The 18947-nt window shown below is 74.9% G+C and carries 17 protein-coding genes; 13 read left to right on the top strand and 4 right to left on the bottom strand.

Going from position 1 to position 18947, the window contains the following annotated elements; translation table 11 throughout:
• Window positions 1-27: 27 nt before the first annotated feature.
• Window positions 28-1404: a serine/threonine-protein kinase gene (locus OC439_RS00705; protein ID WP_262011676.1), complete on the bottom strand. Its 1377-nt coding sequence runs from the start codon at window positions 1402-1404 to the stop codon at window positions 28-30.
• A 505-nt stretch (window positions 1405-1909) separates the two neighbouring features.
• Between OC439_RS00705 and OC439_RS00700 the strand changes: the two genes are divergently transcribed.
• The 8 genes from OC439_RS00700 to OC439_RS00665 all read left to right on the top strand — a co-directional run bounded on the left by OC439_RS00700 (window position 1910) and on the right by OC439_RS00665 (window position 8898).
• Window positions 1910-2545 (top strand): RNA polymerase sigma factor, encoded by a 636-nt coding sequence (locus tag OC439_RS00700; protein ID WP_262011675.1) that lies wholly within the window; start codon window positions 1910-1912, stop codon window positions 2543-2545.
• A gap of 19 nt (window positions 2546-2564) precedes the next feature.
• Complete coding sequence (locus tag OC439_RS00695; RefSeq protein ID WP_262011674.1) at window positions 2565-3308, top strand: hypothetical protein; 744 nt, start codon at window positions 2565-2567, stop codon at window positions 3306-3308.
• Between the two features lie 155 nt (window positions 3309-3463).
• On the top strand, window positions 3464-4699 hold the full coding sequence (gene egtA, locus OC439_RS00690; RefSeq protein ID WP_262011673.1) for an ergothioneine biosynthesis glutamate--cysteine ligase EgtA: 1236 nt from the start codon (window positions 3464-3466) through the stop codon (window positions 4697-4699).
• Entirely contained in the window at window positions 4696-6003 is a 1308-nt protein-coding gene (egtB, locus tag OC439_RS00685) for an ergothioneine biosynthesis protein EgtB (protein ID WP_135240362.1), read from the top strand. The genes egtA and egtB overlap by 4 nt, the downstream gene beginning before the upstream one ends.
• A 9-nt stretch (window positions 6004-6012) precedes the next feature.
• On the top strand, window positions 6013-6759 hold the full coding sequence (gene egtC, locus OC439_RS00680) for an ergothioneine biosynthesis protein EgtC (RefSeq protein ID WP_262011672.1): 747 nt from the start codon (window positions 6013-6015) through the stop codon (window positions 6757-6759).
• Between the two features lie 32 nt (window positions 6760-6791).
• Window positions 6792-7757 (top strand): L-histidine N(alpha)-methyltransferase, encoded by a 966-nt coding sequence (egtD, locus tag OC439_RS00675; RefSeq protein ID WP_262011671.1) that lies wholly within the window; start codon window positions 6792-6794, stop codon window positions 7755-7757.
• 227 nt (window positions 7758-7984) lie between these two features.
• On the top strand, window positions 7985-8572 hold the full coding sequence (locus OC439_RS00670; protein ID WP_013286559.1) for a TMEM165/GDT1 family protein: 588 nt from the start codon (window positions 7985-7987) through the stop codon (window positions 8570-8572).
• Between the two features lie 122 nt (window positions 8573-8694).
• On the top strand, window positions 8695-8898 hold the full coding sequence (locus tag OC439_RS00665; RefSeq protein ID WP_262011670.1) for a hypothetical protein: 204 nt from the start codon (window positions 8695-8697) through the stop codon (window positions 8896-8898).
• Between the two features lie 60 nt (window positions 8899-8958).
• On the opposite strand, the gene nhaA is transcribed toward OC439_RS00665, so the two are convergent.
• Together nhaA and OC439_RS00655 are read right to left on the bottom strand one after the other, a co-directional pair.
• The gene (gene nhaA, locus OC439_RS00660) at window positions 8959-10260 is read right to left on the bottom strand and encodes a Na+/H+ antiporter NhaA (RefSeq protein ID WP_262011669.1); all 1302 of its coding nucleotides are present in this window, start codon (window positions 10258-10260) and stop codon (window positions 8959-8961) included.
• Between the two features lie 164 nt (window positions 10261-10424).
• Complete coding sequence (locus tag OC439_RS00655; protein ID WP_262011668.1) at window positions 10425-12272, bottom strand: nucleoside-diphosphate sugar epimerase/dehydratase; 1848 nt, start codon at window positions 12270-12272, stop codon at window positions 10425-10427.
• Between the two features lie 185 nt (window positions 12273-12457).
• On the opposite strand from OC439_RS00655, the gene OC439_RS00650 reads away from it, so the two are divergent.
• On the top strand, window positions 12458-13906 hold the full coding sequence (locus OC439_RS00650; protein ID WP_262011667.1) for a polysaccharide biosynthesis tyrosine autokinase: 1449 nt from the start codon (window positions 12458-12460) through the stop codon (window positions 13904-13906).
• Here the strand turns inward: OC439_RS00650 and OC439_RS00645 are convergent.
• Entirely contained in the window at window positions 13887-14447 is a 561-nt protein-coding gene (locus OC439_RS00645; RefSeq protein ID WP_262011666.1) for a low molecular weight phosphatase family protein, read from the bottom strand. The genes OC439_RS00650 and OC439_RS00645 overlap by 20 nt on opposite strands.
• A 144-nt stretch (window positions 14448-14591) precedes the next feature.
• On the opposite strand from OC439_RS00645, the gene OC439_RS00640 reads away from it, so the two are divergent.
• The 4 genes from OC439_RS00640 (at window position 14592) to OC439_RS00625 (ending at window position 18871) form a co-directional block, all read left to right on the top strand.
• On the top strand, window positions 14592-15833 hold the full coding sequence (locus OC439_RS00640; RefSeq protein WP_262011665.1) for a glycosyltransferase family 4 protein: 1242 nt from the start codon (window positions 14592-14594) through the stop codon (window positions 15831-15833).
• A gap of 103 nt (window positions 15834-15936) precedes the next feature.
• Entirely contained in the window at window positions 15937-17721 is a 1785-nt protein-coding gene (locus OC439_RS00635; RefSeq protein WP_262011664.1) for a DUF4012 domain-containing protein, read from the top strand.
• Between the two features lie 13 nt (window positions 17722-17734).
• Complete coding sequence (locus OC439_RS00630; protein WP_262011663.1) at window positions 17735-18355, top strand: hypothetical protein; 621 nt, start codon at window positions 17735-17737, stop codon at window positions 18353-18355.
• A gap of 99 nt (window positions 18356-18454) precedes the next feature.
• Window positions 18455-18871, top strand: a complete 417-nt coding sequence (locus OC439_RS00625; protein ID WP_262011662.1) for a protein-tyrosine phosphatase family protein — start codon at window positions 18455-18457, stop codon at window positions 18869-18871.
• Window positions 18872-18947: the final 76 nt, after the last annotated feature.

The raw sequence follows: 18947 nt of genomic DNA, 5'->3' as shown, positions 1-18947 counted from the left end.
CCGTGGGCGGGGCCGGCTCGTGGTGGGTCAGGGCTGGGTGGCCGGCTGCCCGCCGGTGTCACCGCCGCCGGTGCCGGGGTCGGCGGTGGTCGGGTCCGGCGCGGGCGCCGTGGTGGGCGCCGTCGTCGTCGGCGCGCTCGACGGCGTGCTGCTCGGCTCGGCCGACGGGGCCGGCTCGTCGGTGACGCTCGGCTGCGCCGACGGGGTCGCCGAGGTGCTCGGCGTCACCGAGGGCGTGGCCGACGGCCGGCCGCCCGGGCCGACCGGGCGGTAGGTGTACTCGTCGTCGGCCGACGGCTCGTCGACGACCGGCTCCGCGGCCGGGTCGCTCGGCGCCACCGCGGGCGCGGTCTTGTCGATCTTCGTGGCCGGTTCGGCGGTGTCGTTGGCGGCGGCCACGAGCGCGCCCAGCGCGCCCATCGCCACCAGCACCGCGCCCAGCGCCCCGACGAGCGTGCCGCGCCGGCCCCGCCGCCGCGACGTCGCCACCGCGGCGCCCGGGCGGACCGCAGGCTGGTCGTCGCGGGACCGCGCCGAGCCCGCCGCGCCGCGCAGCGCCACCGTCGCGGTCGGCGAGTCGTTACGCGCGGCCCGTGCCGCGTCGGCCATCGCCGCGGCACTCGGGTAACGGTCGGCCGGGTCCTTGGCCAGCGCGCGGGAGACCAGCTCCCGCACCGACGCCGGGATCTCCGCCGGCAGCTCCGGCGGCTCGTCGTCGAGATGGCGTACGGCCACCTGGAGCGGGTTGTCGCCGGTGAACGGCGGGCTGCCGGTGAGGCAGCAGTACGCGACGGCGCCGAGCGCGTACACGTCGGTGGCGCCCGAGACGGGCCGGCCGGCGGCCTGCTCCGGCGCCATGTAGAGGGCGGTGCCGGGCACCGCGTTCGTGCTGGTGATGCTCGTGACGTTCGTCGACCGGGCCACCCCGAAGTCGACCAGGACCACGGTGCCGTCGTCCTGCACGAGCAGGTTGCTCGGCTTCACGTCCCGGTGCACGATGCCGCGGCCGTGCGCCGCGTGCAGCGCCTGCGCCACCTGCGCCACGATCGACATGGTCTCGGCGACCTCGAGCTGTCCGGCGGTCTCGATCCGCCGCGACAGCGGCTCACCGGCGACGAACTCCATCACCAGGTAGTCGGCCCGGCCGCCGCCGGGCAGGTCGTCCTCACCGCAGTCGAAGACCTGGACCACGCCGGGGTGGCGCAGCGAGGCCATGATCCGCGCCTCGGAACGGAACCGGGCGATGAAGTCGGGGTCGGACACCAGGGCGGGAAGCAGCACCTTCACCGCGACCGGGCGACCGAGGACAAGGTCGGTGGCACGCCAGACGTCGCCCATGCCGCCGGTGGCGACACGGTCATCCAGGCGGTACCGACCGCTGAGTACGACGTCTGAGGACAGCACCCCCATACCGTACCCACAGCAGGCGCGAAGTATTTCCCGCGATATCCGTGGCCGGTCCGGGCGGGCCGTTCGGCCGGGTGTCCGGCACCCGGGACGCCGATCGGCTGATCGTGATCGACCCGGTACGATCGGCCAGAAAGTGACGCGCCCCCCGCTCTCGCGGCCCGCCGCCCCGGCGGGGATCCGACCCGGGGAGCGTCGCGACCGCCGTCCGTGTTACCCCGACACGCCGGTGACGCAGGTAGACATTTCTCTCTGTTTCTCCGCCGTGCGGAGGCTTGCCGACGCGACCCGCCCGCACCGGCGTCGGCCCGACTCCCGGCCGCCCCCGGACGCCGGTACGGTATGTCCCGCCGACGCCCGTGCCGCGCGGCAGTGTCCACGGCGCTCCGCACCCTCGTGCGGGTGCCTGATTCAGCTCACCGGGGGGCCGAGTGCGGATGGCGGTGTGGTCCCTGGCACCCGTTGACCGGCTCCGGGGCGTCATCCGGCTGGGGCGGCGCGCGTGACGGCCGAACTGAACGAGGCGGTCGCCGCGGCGCAGGCGGGGGACGAGGAGGCGTTCCGGTTCCTCTACCGCAGCCTGCAACCCGCGCTGCTGCGCTACCTGACCGCCCTCGTCGGCGCCGACGCCGAGGACGTGGCCTCGGAGGCGTGGCTCCAGATCTCCCGCGACCTGCCGTCGTTCACCGGCGGCGAGTTCCGCGCCTGGGTGGTCACCATCGCCCGCAACCGGGCCATGGACCATCTGCGCCGGCAGCGGCGGCGGCCCTCCGTGCCGGTGCCGGTGCAGGCCCTCAACGACCTGGCCGCCGACGTCGACACCGCCGACCGGGCCGGTGAGGCCATCGCCACCGAGAGCGCGCTCGCGCTGATCCGTACGCTGCCGCCGGCCGAGGCCGAGGCGGTGATGCTGCGGGCCGTCATCGGCCTGGACGCGGAGACCGCCGGGCGGGTGCTGGGCCGGCGGGCCGGCGCGGTGCGCACCGCCGCGCACCGCGGCCTGCGCCGGCTCGCCGCGCTGCTGGAGCGCTCGGCGGCGCAGGCCGCGCCGGAGGACACCCGGGACGCCGTCGCGCCGCGTCCCCGGACCGAGCGCCAGGTGCCGCACGCGCCCGAGGCCGAGCCGGCGGAGGGCTGACGTGAGGGGAGACGACGGCATGCACGCTCGCCGGTCCGGCGGGCCCGCCGACCGTACGGAGTCCGACCGGCTGCTCGACGCCGCGCGCGCCGGCACGCCGCCGGGCGCCGACACCGACCCGCTGACCCGGCTGCTGTCCGCCGCGGCCGGCCCGGCCGGCCCGGACGAGGTCGCCGGGGAGGAGCAGGCGCTCGCCGCCTTCCGGGCGGCCCGCGCCGGAACCGCGCCGGCGCCGGTGATCGCGCCGCGCCCGCGCCGGCGCCTGCGGATCGCCGCCGCGCTGGCCGGGCTCGCCGCCACCGCCGTCGCCGGGGTGGCGTTCGCCGCCGTGCGCCTGAACCACGACCCCGAGCCGGTGGTGCCGCCCGCGACGACGGCCGGGCCGACCGGCGCCGGACCGACGGGCACCGGACCCGCCGTCACCGGGCCGTCCCGGCCGGCGCCGAGCACCCCGGCCGGTGACGCGTCCGGCGCGTTGTCCCCACCGGCTCCGGCCCCGTCCGGTACGCCGAGCGCCAAGGCCCGGCCGTCCGCGCCCCCGGCCGGCGGGGCGAGCCTGGCCGGCCACTGCCGCGCCTACCTGGCCAAGCCGGAACGACAGCGGGAGAAGGCGCTCACCAAGCCGGGCTTCGCCGACCTGGTGGCCGCCGCCGGCGGCCCCGAGCAGGTGGAGAGCTACTGCCGCAACCTCGTGGGCGCGTCGCCGGAGGGCCCGGACGACGCGCCGGAGCCCGAGCCCCCGGGCCGGGAAGCGGACGACTGAGCGCCGCGGCGCAATCAGATTCCGGACAAAAATTCATCTCTCCGGGCAAGCGGATCTCGTCTGCTAGACAGAGGATGGTGGGGCGGCGTCCCGTGCCGTCCCGGCCGGGCGCGTCGCGACGACGTCGTCGCCCATCGCCGAGGAGGAGCCGTTCCATGGTGATGTCGCCGGACCTGGACCGCGCAGTCGTCCTGGGGGACGAGGAGGCGGCCCGCGGCCACCTCGCCCGGATCTGCTTCAAGACCGGGCCACCCGCACTCGTCGGCGTCGAACTGGAATGGACCGTGCACGACGCCGCGGACCCGGCCCGGCCGGTCGACCGCGAGCGACTACGCGAGGCGCTGGGGCGGCACAGCCCGGTGACCCTCGACCCCACCAGTCCGGCCGACGAGCTCCGGCACGGCGGCGCCGTGACCGTGGAGCCCGGCGGGCAGGTGGAGATCTCCGCGACGCCCCGATCGTCGGTCGGCGCCCTCATCCTGGCCACCGAGGCCGACGTCGCCGAGCTGCGGGCCCGGCTGGACGCCGCCGGCCTGGTGCTCGGCCGCAGCGGCATCGACCCGTGGCGCCTTCCCCGGCCCGTCGTGGAGACCCCGCGCTACCGGGCCATGCGCTGCGCCTTCGACCGGCGTGGCCCGGCGGGACGGGCGATGATGTACAGCACGGCCGGGCTCCAGGTCTGCCTGGACGCGGGCGAGCCGGAGCACCTGGCACAGCGCTGGGCCGCCGCGCACGCCGTCGGCCCGCCGCTGCTCGCCGCCTTCGCCACCGCCGACCGGCACGCGGGCCGCCGCACCGGCTGGGCCTCCGCCCGGATGGCCACCTGGCTGGCCATCGACCCGGCCCGGACCCGTCCGGTGTGGTCGCCCGAGCGCGCCGACGACGATCCGGTGGCGGCCTGGACCCGGTACGCGCTCGCCGCGCCGCTGCTGTGCGTACGCGGCGACGGCCCGGACTGGACCGCGCCGCCCGGTGTCACGTTCGCCGACTGGCTGGCCGGGGCGCTGCCCCGCCCGCCCACCACCGGCGACCTGGAATACCACCTCAGCACGCTGTTCCCGCCGGTACGCCCGCGCGGCTACCTGGAGCTGCGCTACCTGGACACCCAGCCCGGCCCGGCGTGGACGGTGCCGCTGGCGGTGCTCACGTCGCTCTTCACCGACCCGGCCACCACCCGGGACGCGCTGGCGGCGGCCGGCCCGGTCGCCGACCGGTGGCGCGCGGCGGCCCGGTGCGGGCTGGCCGAGCGTCCGCTGGCGAGCGCCGCGGCGGCGCTGTTCGACCTGGCCCTGACGGCCCTGCCGAGGCTCGGCCTGCCCGAGGGCATCCACGACGAGACCGACCGAGCGATCCGGCGGCACCGCGCCGCCGCGGAGAGGGGACACCGGTGACCACCACCGAGCGACTACGCGACCGGATCGCCGCGGAACTGGAGCGGACCCGGGCCCGTACCGCGCTGCTGACCGACGCGGTGGACGACGACGACCTGGTCCGGCAGCACTCCACGCTGATGTCGCCGCTGGTCTGGGACCTGGCGCACGTCGGCAACCAGGAGGAGCTGTGGCTGGTCCGCGACGTCGGCGGCCGCGAACCGGTACGCCACGACATCGACGACCTCTACGACGCGTTCAAGCAGCCCCGCAAGGACCGCCCGGCGCTGCCGCTGCTGCCGCCGGCCGAGGCCCGTGCCTACGTGCGTACGGTCCGCGACAAGGTGTTCGACCTGCTCGACGGCATCCGCTTCACCGAGCGTCCGCTCGTCGCCGACGGGTTCGCGTTCGGCATGATCGTGCAGCACGAGCAGCAGCACGACGAGACCATGCTCGCCACCCACCAGCTGCGCGCCGGCGCCCCGGTGCTGGACGCGCCGCCCCCGCCGGAGCCCCGGGCCCGGGTCGGCGGGGAGGTACGGGTGCCGGCCGGGCCGTTCACCATGGGCACCTCCACCGACCCGTGGGCGCTGGACAACGAGCGCCCGGCGCACACCGTCGACCTGCCCGCGTACGTCATCGACGCCGCGCCGGTGACGAACGGTCAGTACCGGGCGTTCATCGCCGACGGCGGGTACGACGAGCCGCGCTGGTGGAGCGAGGCGGGCTGGCGGCACCGCGTCGAGGCGGACCTGAGCGCGCCGATGCACTGGCGGCGCGACGGGGACGGGTGGGCGTACCGCCGGTTCGGCCGCTGGTCGCCGGTACGCGACGACGAGCCGGTGGTGCACGTCTGCTGGTACGAGGCGCAGGCGTACGCGGCGTGGGCCGGCAAGCGGCTGCCCACCGAGGCGGAGTGGGAGAAGGCGGCCCGCTGGGATCCGGCGACCGGCCGGTCCCGCCGCTACCCGTGGGGCGACGAGGACCCGGGCACCGAGCACGCCAACCTGGGGCAGCGGCACCTGTGGCCGGCGCCGGTGGGCGCGTACCCGGCGGGCGCCTCGCCGCTGGGCGTGCACCAGCTCGTCGGCGACGTGTGGGAGTGGACCTCCTCGCCGTTCCGGGGTCACCCGGGCTTCACCGCGTTCCCGTACCGGGAGTACTCGGAGGTCTTCTTCGGCGACGACCACCGGGTGCTGCGGGGCGGCTCGTTCGGCACCGACCGGTCCGCCTGCCGGGGTACGTTCCGCAACTGGGACTACCCGATCCGGCGGCAGATCTTCAGCGGTTTCCGCTGCGCCCGGGACGCCGGACCGGAGGAGTGAGCCGGCCCGATGTGCCGTCACCTCGCGTACCTCGGTCCACCCGTGCTCCTGGGCAGCCTGCTGTTCGACCCGCCGTACGGGCTGCTGCGCCAGTCGTGGGCGCCGCGTGACATGCGCGGCGGCGGCACGGTGAACGCCGACGGTTTCGGCGTCGCCTGGTATCCCGGCGACGGCGACCCGGTCCGTTACCGGCGGGCCCAGCCGATGTGGAGCGACACCACGCTGCCGGAACTGGCCGCCGTGACGCGGGTGCGGGCGGTGCTGGCCGCGGTCCGCTCCGCCACCGTCGGCATGCCGCTGCACGAGACCGCCGCCGCCCCCTTCGCCGAGGGGCGGTGGCTGTTCAGCCACAACGGCGTGGTGCGGGGCTGGCCGGACAGCCTGGTCCCGCTCGCCGCCGGCCTGCCCGTCCGCGACCTGATCACCCTGGACGTGCCGACCGACTCGGCGCTGCTGTGGGCGCTGGTCCGGCACCGGCTGCGGGCCGGCGCGCCGCCGGACGAGGCGGTGGCGGACACCGTCGCGGCGGTGACCGCCGCCGCTCCCGGCTCGCGGCTGAACCTGCTGCTCACCGACGGTACGACGGTGGTGGCGAGCACGGCCGGGCATGCGCTGTCGGTGCGCCGCGGCCCGGACTCGGTGCTGCTGGCGTCCGAACCGTTCGACGACGACCCGGCCTGGCGGGCCGTGCCGGACGGCCGGCTCGTGGTGGCGACCACGGGCGGGCTCGACGTGCGGGACACGACCGCCGCCTGACGATCCGTACCCACCGCAAGAGAGGACACCCGATGAGCGCGGAGCCGCTGGAGATCCACCTGGAGCAGCAGGACCTCGACCGTGGGTTGCGGGAGGACGTACGGGTCGGGCTGACCGCGACGCCGAAGTGGCTGCCGCCGAAGTGGTTCTACGACGCCCGGGGCAGCGAGCTGTTCGAGGAGATCACCCGCCTGCCGGAGTACTACCCGACCCGGGCCGAGCGGGCGGTGCTGGCGGCGCACGCCGACGACGTGGCCACCATGACCGGCGCGAAGACGCTGATCGAGCTGGGTTCGGGTTCGTCGGAGAAGACCCGGCTGCTGCTCGACGCGTTCACCCGCCACGGCGACCTGGGCACGTTCGTGCCGCTGGACGTGTCGGTGAGCGCGTTGCGGTCGTCCACCGAGCAGATCGCCGCCGCGTACCCGGGGCTGCGGGTGCGGGGGATCGTCGGTGACTTCACCCGCCACCTGGACCGGCTGCCCACCGGCGGCCGGCGCCTGGTGGCGTTCCTCGGCGGCACGATCGGCAACCTGCTGCCGGTGGAACGGGCCGAGTTCCTCACCGCGATGCGCGCGGCGCTGGAGACCGGCGACTGGCTGCTGGTCGGCACCGACCTGGTCAAGGACCCGGGCGTGATCGTGCCCGCCTACGACGACGCGGCGGGCGTGACCGCCGAGTTCAACCGCAACGTGCTGCGGGTGATCAACCGCGAGCTGGGCGCGGACTTCGACGTCGACGCGTTCCGGCACGTGGCGGTCTGGGATCCCGAGCGGGAGTGGATCGAGATGCGGTTGCGCGCCGAGCACCCGACCCGGGTGCGGGTGCTGGACACCGACGTGGTGTTCGCCGCCGGTGAGGAGCTGCGGACCGAGGTGTCGGCCAAGTTCCGGCCGGACGGGATCGCGGCCGAGCTGACCGCCGCGGGGTTCGACAGGCGGGCGTTCTGGACCGACCCGGACGGGCTGTTCGGGGTGAGCCTGGTCCGCGCCGACTGAGGGCCGCCGTGGCCCCGGCCACACCCGGTGACCGGCCCGGCCGGTGATCGGCTAGGCTGGCGGCGCGAAGGGGAGTAGCCCCCAATGTCGTGGTCGACACACTGGTGCGTTCCGCATCCGGCCACGCGGCCCCGGTCTCCGGGGCGGGCGAGACCTTCGACTCAGGCTGTCGCAGCCGGGTCGAGGGCGCCCCCGTTCCTCCTCCCGGCTTGATCGGGAAGGTTCGCATGGAGGGTTTCCTCGTCGCGCTGGTGGTCAGCTTCGGCGTCATCTTCGTCGCCGAGCTGGGCGACAAGTCCCAGCTCATGGCTCTGACGTTCGCCACGCGGTTCAAGCCGGTGCCGGTGCTCATCGGCATCACGATCGCCACCGCCGTCGTCCACCTGGCCTCGGTGGCCATCGGGTACGGCCTGAACGCCGCCCTGCCCACCGACTGGATCTCGCTCATCGCCGGTCTGGCGTTCCTCGGCTTCGGTGCCTGGACGCTGCGCGGCGACAGGCTGACCGAGGAGGAGAAGCGCAAGGCCGAGCGCGGCGGCCGGTCCGCCGTCATCGCCGTCGGTGTGGCGTTCTTCCTGGCCGAGCTGGGCGACAAGACCATGCTCGCCACCATCACGCTGGCCACCAAGTACGGCTGGTTCGGCACCTGGCTCGGCTCGACGCTCGGCATGGTGGCGGCGGACGCGCTGGCGATCCTGGTGGGCCGGATGCTCGGCCGGCACCTGCCGGAGCGGACCATCCGCTACGGCGCGGCGGTGCTGTTCGCCATCTGCGGCCTCTGGCTGATCTTCGAGGCGGTCTCCGAGCTGACCTGACGTGAGTGGTGCGGCGGCGCCCGATGATCGGAGTGCGCTCGGGTGGGTAAGTAGCGCGGGTGAGCGCCGTGGCGGTGACCGCCCGGCGGAGGACGAATCGGCACGACCGGGAGGTTCCGCCCATGAGCAGGCACGACGAGCCCAACGAGTACGGCTTCGCCGGGGGCGCCACCGCGCCGGAGCCGCCGCCGGGCGGGCGCGAGGACGAGCAGGACCGCGCCGAGCAGGTGGCCGTGCCCGGCGACGACCTCACCGCGCCGGCCGCCGAGGCGCTCGAGGAACCGGAACGCAAGCGCGAGCCGCGGCCGGCCGAGCGCCGGCACTGAGGCGTACCGCGTCGAGGGTGGCGGCGGGCGTGACCGGACGGTCGCGCCCGCCGCGCCGGTTCAGACCGGGCCCTCCTGGTAGACGTCCGGTACGCCGTCACCGTCGGCGTCCCGGCTCTCCCGCTCGCTGATCCGCCGGTAGACCCGGTTGCGGCGCACCAGCACCACCGAGGCCAGCAGGGCGGAGATCAACGAGCCGAGCAGCACGGCCACCTTGACGCCGTCCTCCTCCGGGCTGCCGGCACCGAACGCCAGTTCGCCGATGAGCAGCGACACGGTGAAGCCGATGCCGGCCAGCAACGCCAGCCCGAGCAGGTCGGCCCAGGTGATCTCCTCGTCCAGTTCGGCCCGGGTGAACCGGGCGAGCAGGTACGTCGACCCGAACACGCCGATCACCTTGCCGAGCACCAGCCCGGCGGCCACCGCGATCACCACCGGGTTGGTCAGCACGCCGCCCACGTCCACGCCGACCAGCGTCACCCCGGCGGCGAAGAAGGCGAAGACCGGCACGGCCAGGCCGGCGGAGACCGGCCGCCAGCGGTGCTCCAGCCGCTCGGCCAGGCCGGGCGCGCCGTCGCGGCCGCGCAGCACCGGCACTGTGAAACCGAGCAGCACGCCCGCCACCGTGGCGTGCACGCCGGAGGCGTGCACGAGCGCCCAGGCGGCCACCGCCAGCGGGATCAGCGCCCACCACCAGGTCCGCCGCCGCTGCACCAACAGCCCGAACGCGGCGATCGGCAGCAGTGCGCCGAGCAGCGGCAGCGGGTGGAACGCGTCGGTGTAGAAGACCGCGATGATGGTGATCGCGAAGAGGTCGTCGACCACCGCGAGGGTGAGCAGGAAGGCACGCAGCCCCTGCGGCAGGTGGGAGCTGACCACGGCGAGCACGGCGAGCGCGAACGCGATGTCGGTGGCGGTGGGGATGGCCCATCCGCGCAGGCCGTCGCCGCCGGCGCTGAGCGTCACCGCGAGGTAGACCAGCGCGGGGGCGATCATGCCGCCGAGCGCGGCGACCACCGGCAACGCGGCCCGCCGGGGGTCGCGCAGGTCACCGGCGACGAACTCGCGCTTGAGCTCCAGGCCGACCACGAAGAAGAAGATCGCCAGCAGCCCGTCGGCGGCCCAGGTGCGCAGGTCCAGGTCGAGGTGCAGCCCGGCGCCGCCGGGCCAGGGCACCCAGTGGCTCAGTTCGGCGTACGCGGCGCGCCACGGCGAGTTGGCCCAGATCAGGGCGAGGACCGCGCCGAGCAGCAGCAGGCCGCCGCCGACGGTCTCGGTGCGCAGCACGTCGGCCAGGAAGCGGGCCTCCGGCCAGGAGCGGCGGGACAGCAGGCGCGAGCGGTGCGGGGTGTGCTGGGGCATGCGGCGTCCGTTCGGAAGCTGGGGTCGGCGGAACCATCGCCGACCAGGCTTCCCGGCACACCGGGATCAACCCTAACGGGCGCCGCCACCCGCGGCGAGCCGAGCCGGCCGATGGGACGCCCCTCTCACCACTCGGGTGGAGCGTCCCATCGGCGCGGCGGCAGTCAGCGTTGCCCAGGCAGAGCCGGCAGGGACGCCCCGACCGGGTCGCAGAACGCGGCCATCCGCTTGATCAGCTCGTCCGGGTCGGCGTACGGGTCGAGCCCGCGCACCTCGTCCGGGTCCAGCTCGGGCACCGGCACGTGGGAGATCAGCGGGTGCAGCGGCCGGGTGTCCACCTCGTCGGCGCCGAACAGGTGCTCGTGCAGCTTCTCGCCCGGGCGCAGACCGGTGAAGACGATCTCCACCGGGCGGTCCGCCTCGGCGGCGAGCCGGCGGGCCACGTCGGCGATCCGGACCGGCTCACCCATGTCGAGCACCAGCGCCTCACCGCCCCGGCCGATCGTCGCGGCCTGCAGCACCAGGTGCACCGCCTCCTGGACGGTCATGAAGTAGCGGGTCACGTCGGGGTGGGTGACAGTCACCGGCACCCCGGCGCGGATCTGCGCCTGGAACGCGGTGAGCACCGAACCGCGGCTGCTGAGCACGTTGCCGAACCGGACGCTGAGGTACCGGCCGTCCAGGCGCTGCGCGTGGTACGCGGTGAGCCGCTCGGTGATCCGCTTGGAGTAGCCGAGGACGCTGGTCGGGTTGGCCGCCTTGTCGGTGGAGATGTTCACGAACTCGGCGACGTCCCGGCACGCCTCCAGCACGTTCAGCGTACCCAGGATGTTGGTCTTGATCGCCTCACCGGGGTGGCGCTGCAGCAGCGGGAGGTGCTTCAGCGCGGCGGCGTGGAACACCACGTCGGGCTGCCGGTCGGCGACCACCCGGGCGATGCCCTCGGCGTCGCGGATGTCGGCCAGGATCAGCTCCGGCCCGTCCAGCAGCGCGCGGCCGTGCAGGGACATCTGCAGCGCGTGCAACGCGGACTCGTCCCGGTCGAGCATCATCAGCTCGTCCGGCTCGCAGCGGGCGATCTGCCGGCACAGCTCCGAGCCGATCGAGCCACCGGCCCCGGTGACGAGCACCCGGCGCCCGGCCAGCCCGCCGCGCTCCACGCTCAGCTCGGCCGCCCGGTGCGCGCGACCGAGCAGGTCGGTGAGCTGGAGGTCGCGGACGTCGGTGGCGGCCACCGGGCGGTCGAGGACCTCGCGGACCGGCGGCAGGACCTTGAACGCCGCCCCGGCCTCCAGCGTGCGGGTGCGGACGTCGCGCAGCAGCTGCGGGTCGGAGCCGCTCATCGAGAAGATGACCGTGCTCGCCCGGGTGGCCCGGACGGCTACGCCGATCTGCTCCCGGCCGCCGAGCACGCGCAGCCCTTCCAGCCGCAGGCCGCGGCTCTCGGGCGCGTCGTCGAGCAGGCCCACCGGCCGGTAGCTGCTGTCCGCGTCGTGCAGCAGCACCCGGACGAGGCGTTCGCTCGCCGCGTCCACCCCGTAGACCAGGCAGCGCTCGGCGTGTCCCGCGGCCGGCGGCCGGCGGTCGGCGTGGGCCCGCCAGAGCCCGCGGGCGGTCGCCATCACCACGAGCGCCACCGCGCCGCCGACCAGCGGCGTGCTGGCCGGGACCGGGTGCTCCGTCCACGGCAGCAGGGCGACGAAGCCGACCGCTGCGACGAGCGCGACGGTGGTGGCCAGGCCCTGCGCGTCACCGGCGCTGCCGATCGGGTACCGGCCGTAGAGCCGGGTCCGCACCAGCGTGAGCGTGGCGTACAGCGCGGCGCAGGTCAGCGCCAGGCCGAGCGTGCGGGCGCTGGCGGCGGCGGTGAGGTCGAATTCGTACCGCGTCCAGGCGGCGCCGAGAAAACCTCCGCACCACGCGGCCGTGTCCAGCGTTAACAGGGAAAGGGTGGCGGCGCGGTGGGTGATCCGGCCGGGGGGTCGAACGGCTGTGATCGCATCACGATCCATGGGCTGCCCTCTACGTCCTATCCGTATTGAAAGGATTAGACCGTCTGTGCCTGTTCGGTCGTTTACCGTCGTCCAGTCACGTAACGTCGTGAATAGGCGATTCGATCCTGGCACGGCGACTGGGGTTTTTAGGGGGCTTTCGTGCAGTTTCATCGGCAGACCGGCGTGTCGCGAGGGGGAGCGTGATGGACGTTCTCGGCTACCTGCGCCTGGTCCGACGCCACTGGTGGATCGTGCTGGTGACGGTGATGCTCGGCCTGGGCACCGCCGCGCTGGTGACGGTCCGGACGGCGCCTCGGTACGAGGCCTCGGTGACCTTCTTCGTCACCACGCCCAGCCAGGGGGTCACCGACGCCTACCAGGGCGGCCTCTTCCTCCAGCAGCGGGTGAAGTCCTACGGTGACCTGCTCACCAGCGACCGGCTGGCGCAGAGCGTGGTCGCCGACGCGCCGCTCGGCCTCACCGCCGACCAGGTGCGCAGCCGGATCCACACCACCGCCACGACCGGCACGGTCCTGCTCCAGGCGACGATCACCGACACCGACCAGACCCGGGCGCTGAAGACCACCGAGATGCTCGCGACCAAGTTCACCGAGCTGGTCCGCAAGGTCGAGACGCCGCCGGACGGCAAGGCCCCGCCCATCAAGATCGAAGTGGTCAGCGGTCCCCGGGTCACCTCCGACCCGGTCTCGCCCCAGCCCACCCGCAACCTGGTCCTGGGCGGTCTGCTCGGCCTGCTGCTCGGCGCCGGCCTCGCAGTGCTGCGCGGGGTGGCCGACGTCCGGATGCGCGACGGCGCCGGGCTGCAACGGGTGACCGGCAGCCCGCTGCTCGGCGAGATCCCGTACGAGACCGGCGCCCGGTCGGCGCCGCTGATCGTCGGCGACGCGGCCACCTCCGCCCGGGCCGAGGCGGTCCGCAAGCTGCGCACCAACCTGCGCTTCGTGGACGTGCACGAGCCGGCCCGGGTCATCGCGGTGACCAGCGCGCTGCAGGGCGAGGGCAAGACCACGATGGCCTGCAACACCGCCATCGCGCTGGCCGAGGCGGGCTGGCGGGTGCTGCTGATCGACGCCGACCTGCGCCGCCCCAAGGTCGCCGACTACCTCGGGCTCGACGGCGGTGTCGGCCTCACCGACGTGCTCGTCGGCGACGTCCAGGTCGGTGACGTGGTGCAGCGCTGGGGCGAGAAGTCACTGCTGGTGCTGCCCAGTGGCGCCACCCCGCCCAACCCGAGCGAGCTGCTCGGCTCCAAGTCCATGGCGGACCTGCTGGTCGCGCTGCGGGACTCGGCGGACATCGTGGTCATCGACACCGCGCCGCTGCTGGCGGTCACCGACGGTGTGGTGGTGGCCGTGCAGGCCGACGGCGCGCTCCTGGTCACCCAGCAGGGGCGTACCTCCCGCAGCCAGGTCGCCGCGGCGGCGCACGCGCTCAGCTCGGTGTCGGTGCGCCTGCTCGGCTGCGTGCTCAACATGGCCAAGGTGGCGAAGGCGGACGCCTACCAGTACGAGGCGTACAAGGTGGTCGTGCCGCCCGCGGCGCCCTCCGTACCGGCCGACCGGGCCGGCACCCGGCGGGGCGCGAAGGCCGTGGGCGACCGGACGCAGGAACTCACCCGGCTGTCGCGATGAGTGCGAGCACGGGCCGGATCGACCGCTCGATCTCCTCGGCGCACCGCCGGAAGTCGGCGGGCGAGCCGCCGATCGGATCGCGCAGGTCCTCCGCGTCGGGGGCGGCGGGTTGCAGCCGCCCCCGGGCGCGGACCGCGGCCGACACCGCCGCGCGCAACGGCGTGCCCGCGTCCGCCTCCGCCTCGGCGGGGCGGGCCTCCGCGGCCAGCCGGGCGAACTGCCGCAGCGTGAACGTCCGGGTCAGCGCGGCCGGCGCCAGCGAGGTGCAGGCCGAGCGTTGCCGGCGGGTCGCGGTCAGCACCAGCGCCGCACCGGTCAGGTGCTCGGCGCGCAGCCGGCGGGTGCGGAAGACCGCCGGGTCCGCGCCGGTGGCCGCGGTCACCTCGACCGCGTACGGGTGCATGGCCGCCCCGTCGATCGCGTCGGTTCCCGCGCTGGCCACCGTCAGCGGCAGGCCCGCCAGCATGCGGCGGGCGATGAACTCCGCCATCGGTGACCGGCACATGTTCGCGTGGCAGACGAAGAGCACCTCGTCGACCATCTGCACCCCTCTCGTCGGCACGGTCGCGACGGCGGGTGCCGCGACGGCGTTCTTCCGGCGGTCGCGGCCGGACGCAGAGGGGATGCGGGAATGGTACGCGGTGCGGCGCCCGGCCGTCCGGAAAGCCGCGCCGGGAGCGCGGTCATGAGAGTCGGCATCCTCACCTACCACTTCCCGCCGGAGCCGGCGTTCGTCCCGGGCAGCCTGGCCGAGGAGCTGGTGGCCCGGGGTCACGAGGTACGGGTGCTCACCGGATTCCCGGACTACCCGGGCGGCCACGTCTATCCCGGCTGGCGGCAGCGCTGGCGGCACCAGACGCACAGCGAGCGGCTGACCGTGCGCCGGGTGCCCCGGTACGCCGCGGGCGACGGCTCCGCCCGCGCCCGTACCGCGAGCTGGCTCTCCTTCGCCGGCAGCGCCGCGCTCGCCGGACGGGGCCTGCTGCGCGACGTCGACGCGCTCTACGTCTACGGGCACCCGGCGGTCACGTTCGCCGCCACCGGGCTGCTGCGGCTGCTCGGCCGTACGCCGACGGTCCTGCACGTGCAGGACGTGTGGACGGAGCGGGACGGTCGCGCGGCGCCGGACGGCGGCTGGTCGGCGCGGCTGGAGGCCGCCTCCCGCCGCCTCTACCGGGAGGCGGCGGTGGTGGCCGTCGGTTCGCCGTCCATGGCGGATCTGGTCCGCGCCGCCGGGGCCGACCCGGGCCGGGTGCGCGTGGCGCCGAACTGGACCGACGAGCGCATCTTCCGCCCCACCCAGGCCGGTCCGGCGGTGCGGCGGCTGGTCCGCCGGGACGACCGCTGCGTGGTGATGCACGCCGGGACGATCGGCGAGCGCCAGGATCTGGAGACGGCGGTCCGGGCGGCCGCGGCGCTCGGCGACCGGATGGATCTGGTGCTCGTCGGCTCCGGTCCGCAGGAGCGGCAGGTGCGGGGGCTCGCCGCCGATCTCGGCGCGGACAACGTCAGGTTCCTGGAGCGACGGTCCGCGGTGGACATGCCGCAGCTGTACGCCGCCGCCGACTACCAGCTCGTGGCCCAGCGCGACCTGCCGGAGCTGCGGGGCCGGGTGCCCGGCAAGCTCCAGGCCGCGCTCTCCTGCGCCGCGCCGGTGGTCGCCTCCGCGGCGGGGGAGACGGCGGAGCTGGTGGAGCGGGCCCGCGCCGGCCTGTCCTGCCCGCCGGAGGACTGGGCGGCGCTGGCCGACCGCTTCTGGCTGGCCGCCGCCATCCCGCCGGCCGCCCGGCTCGACATGGGCAGGCGGGGCCGCGACGCGTACCTGCGGGACATGTCGATGCGAGCCGGGGTGGACCGGATCGAGGCGCTGCTGCACGAGGCGGCCGAGCGGTCCTCGAACCGAATAAAGCTCGCACACAGCCGATGAATTGCCAGAGTGTCGAATAACGCCTCAAACAGGCACTTTCTCGTGCTAAAAAGCACTCGATCGTGAATTGTGTCCGATTCGACCGACACGTAGGGGGAAATCCGTGACCGGACCTGGTGCCACGCCCGGCCGGCGGCGCCGTTCGCGACGGCGCCGCCGCGCCCGGGTCCGCCGGATCCTGCTGACCGGGCTGGTCGTCGTGTCGGTGCTGCTCAGCGCCGGCGGCTGGGTCGCGTTCCGGGGCTGGCAGGCCCGCGCCCACCTGGTGAACGCCGCCGGGCTGGCCCGGGAACTCAGCGCCCAGGTGCTCGACGGCGACGTGGCCCGCGCCCAGCGCACGCTCGCCGCGTTGCAGGAGCAGGCCGCCGCCGCGCGCGGCGAGACCGGCGATCCGGTGTGGTGGGTGGGCCAGCAGACGCCGTACGCGGGGGACAACCTGACCGCGGTCCGGCAGATCTCGGTGGCGGTGGACGACCTGGCCCGGCTCGCGTTCCCCACGCTGCTGCGCGTCGACCTCGCCTCGCTGGTGCCGAAGCAGGGCAAGCTCGATCTGGCCCGCCTGCGCGCCGTCTCGGCCGAGGTGTCCGCCGCCGACCAGGCCGTGCGCCGCACCGCCGACCGGCTGCGGCAGGTGCCCACCGGCGACCTCGTGACGCAGGTACGCGACGCGGTCGTCGCGCTGCGCACCGAGCTGGACCAGCTCGGCGAGCTGACCTCGGCCGCCGACCGGGGCGCCCGGCTGCTGCCGCCGCTGCTCGGCGCGGACGGGCCGCGCACCTACCTGCTGGTCTCGCAGAACCCGGCCGAGCTGCGCGCCACCGGCGGCATGTTCGGCGCGTACGCCGTGCTGCGCGCCGAGGGCGGAGGGATCCGCCTGGTGAAGCAGGGCAGCTCGTCGGACCTGCGGTTCTTCGACCCGCCGCTGAAGGTCGGCGCGGACGCGAAACGGCTCTGGGGCGACCTGCCGGGCATCTATCCGGCGGACGTGAACCTCACGCCGGACTTCCCGGCCGCCGCCGCGCTCTACCGGGACATGGTGCGCCGCCGGACCGGCACCACTGTGGACGGGGTGCTGGCGGTGGACCCGGTGGTCCTGTCGTACCTGCTCGGCGTCGTGGGTCCGGTGAACGTGCCGGACGGGCCGTCGCTGGCCGCCGCCACCGCGGTACGGACGCTGCTCAGTGACTCGTACCGGGACCTGGACACGAAGGACCAGGACGAGTTCTTCAGTAGATCCGCGTCGGGCGTCTTCGACACGCTGTTCACCAAGACGGTAGACCCGAGGGCGCTTTTGACCGTTTTTACCCGTTCAATCAATGAACGTCGGATATTGTTCTGGAGTGTCCGATCCGAGGAGCAACGCGCACTGGCCGGCAGCCGGCTGGCCGGTCAACTCCCGGAGAAGGACACCGTGCCGACCGTCGGCGTGTTCCTCAACGACGGCAGCGGCGCGAAGCTCGGCTACTACCTCAGGTTCTCGGCCACCGTGACGGTCGGCGAATGCCACCCGGACGGGCGCCGCGAGCTACGGCTGCGGGTCACGGTGCACTCCAACGCCCCCAAGTCGGGCCTGAGCAAGTCGGTCACCGGGCTGGCCCTGGCCGGCGACAAGTACACCGCACGCACGTTCGTCTCCGTGCACACGCCCACCGGCGGCGCCGTGCTCACCGGCCGGCTGGACGGACGGGACACCGCGATGGGCAGCGGCACCCACGGCCGCCGCCAGGTCGCGGTGGCGAACGTGGAGACCCGCCCGGGGCAGACCCGGACGCTCGACGTCACGGTGCTCACCGGACAGACCGGCGCCGGGACTGCCGAACTGGTGCACACGCCCACCGTCACCCCATGGACCACCCAAGTAGTCAACGCACCAAGCTGTGAACAGTAGGAGGGAAACCATCATGCGGCTATCCCGCATCATCATGGCGCTCACGGTGGGCCTGGCCGTAGCGGCCGTGCCGACCGCGGCCGGGGCGGCGCAGCCGCAGCCCCCGGTCTACCCGCCCGAGGTCGCGTCGCTGACCGTCTCACCGACGACCATCCGGCTCGGCGAGACGTTCACCCTGCGGGGTTCGAACTTCGCGCCGAACGAGTCGGTGCGGATCGACGTGGCGATCACGGGCCTGCCCGCGGCCGCCCCCGCCGAGGGAACCGCGCGGCGCAGCGACGGCAGCACGGTGGCGATGGCGCCCGTCGCCTACACGCCCAACCGGGCCCAGCCGCAGCCCGCGCCGACCACGTTCACCGTGACGGCCGACGCCAGCGGCAACTTCACCGTCACCTACCGGCCGACCCGGCCGGGCCGGTACACGTTCACCGCCACCGGTCTGACGTCCGGGCGGATCGCGAGCGCGACCGGCACCGTTCTGCCGCCGCGGCCGACCAAGTCGCCGCACCACGGCGGGCTGCCGGTCACCGGTGACAGCATCGGCACGCCGCTGAAGCTCGGTGGGGGCCTCGCCGCCGCCGGTGCGGTGCTGCTGCTGGCCTCGATGGCCTGGCGTCGCCGCCGCCTCGGCTGATCCGGGGTGCGCCGGGGACGACCCGGCTCGATCGTGAGTGCCCGCCGGACGGAGTCCGGCGGGCACTCACGTGTCCGCCCGCCGGGACACAATGAGCCGATGGACCCGACACCGTGGACCGACCCGGCCGGCCTGCTCACGCTCCCCGGGGGCGCCACCGTACGCGGCCGCCGGGTCGCGGGGCCCGCGTCGCCGGCCGACTTTTCCCTGCTGCTGGCGCCCGGTCCCGAGCCGGAGTGGCCGTCCCGGCGGGTCCGCTGGCCCGACTTCTGGATCCCGGCCGACCGCGCCGACGCCCTCGACGCGCTGCGGGAGGCGTGGCGGCGCGCGTACGCGGGGGAGCGGGTCGAGGTGGCCTGCCACGGCGGCATCGGCCGCACCGGCACCGCGCTGGCCGCCCTCGCCGTGCTGGACGGGCTGCCGCCCGCGCGGGCGGTGGCCTGGGTGCGGTCCGGCTACCACAGGCGCGCGGTGGAGACGCCGTGGCAGCGGTGGTGGCTGCGCGGCGTGCGCTGACGCGCCAGTCGGTCACCGACCGGGACCGCGTGATCGGCACCGCGTCACGACACCGGTGAGCCGTCCGGACCTGATC

The sequence above is a fragment of the Micromonospora sp. Mcm103 genome (assembly GCF_024519755.1).
Lineage (GTDB): Bacteria > Actinomycetota > Actinomycetes > Mycobacteriales > Micromonosporaceae > Micromonospora > Micromonospora aurantiaca.
This window is presented reverse-complemented; position numbering and strand designations above follow the sequence as displayed.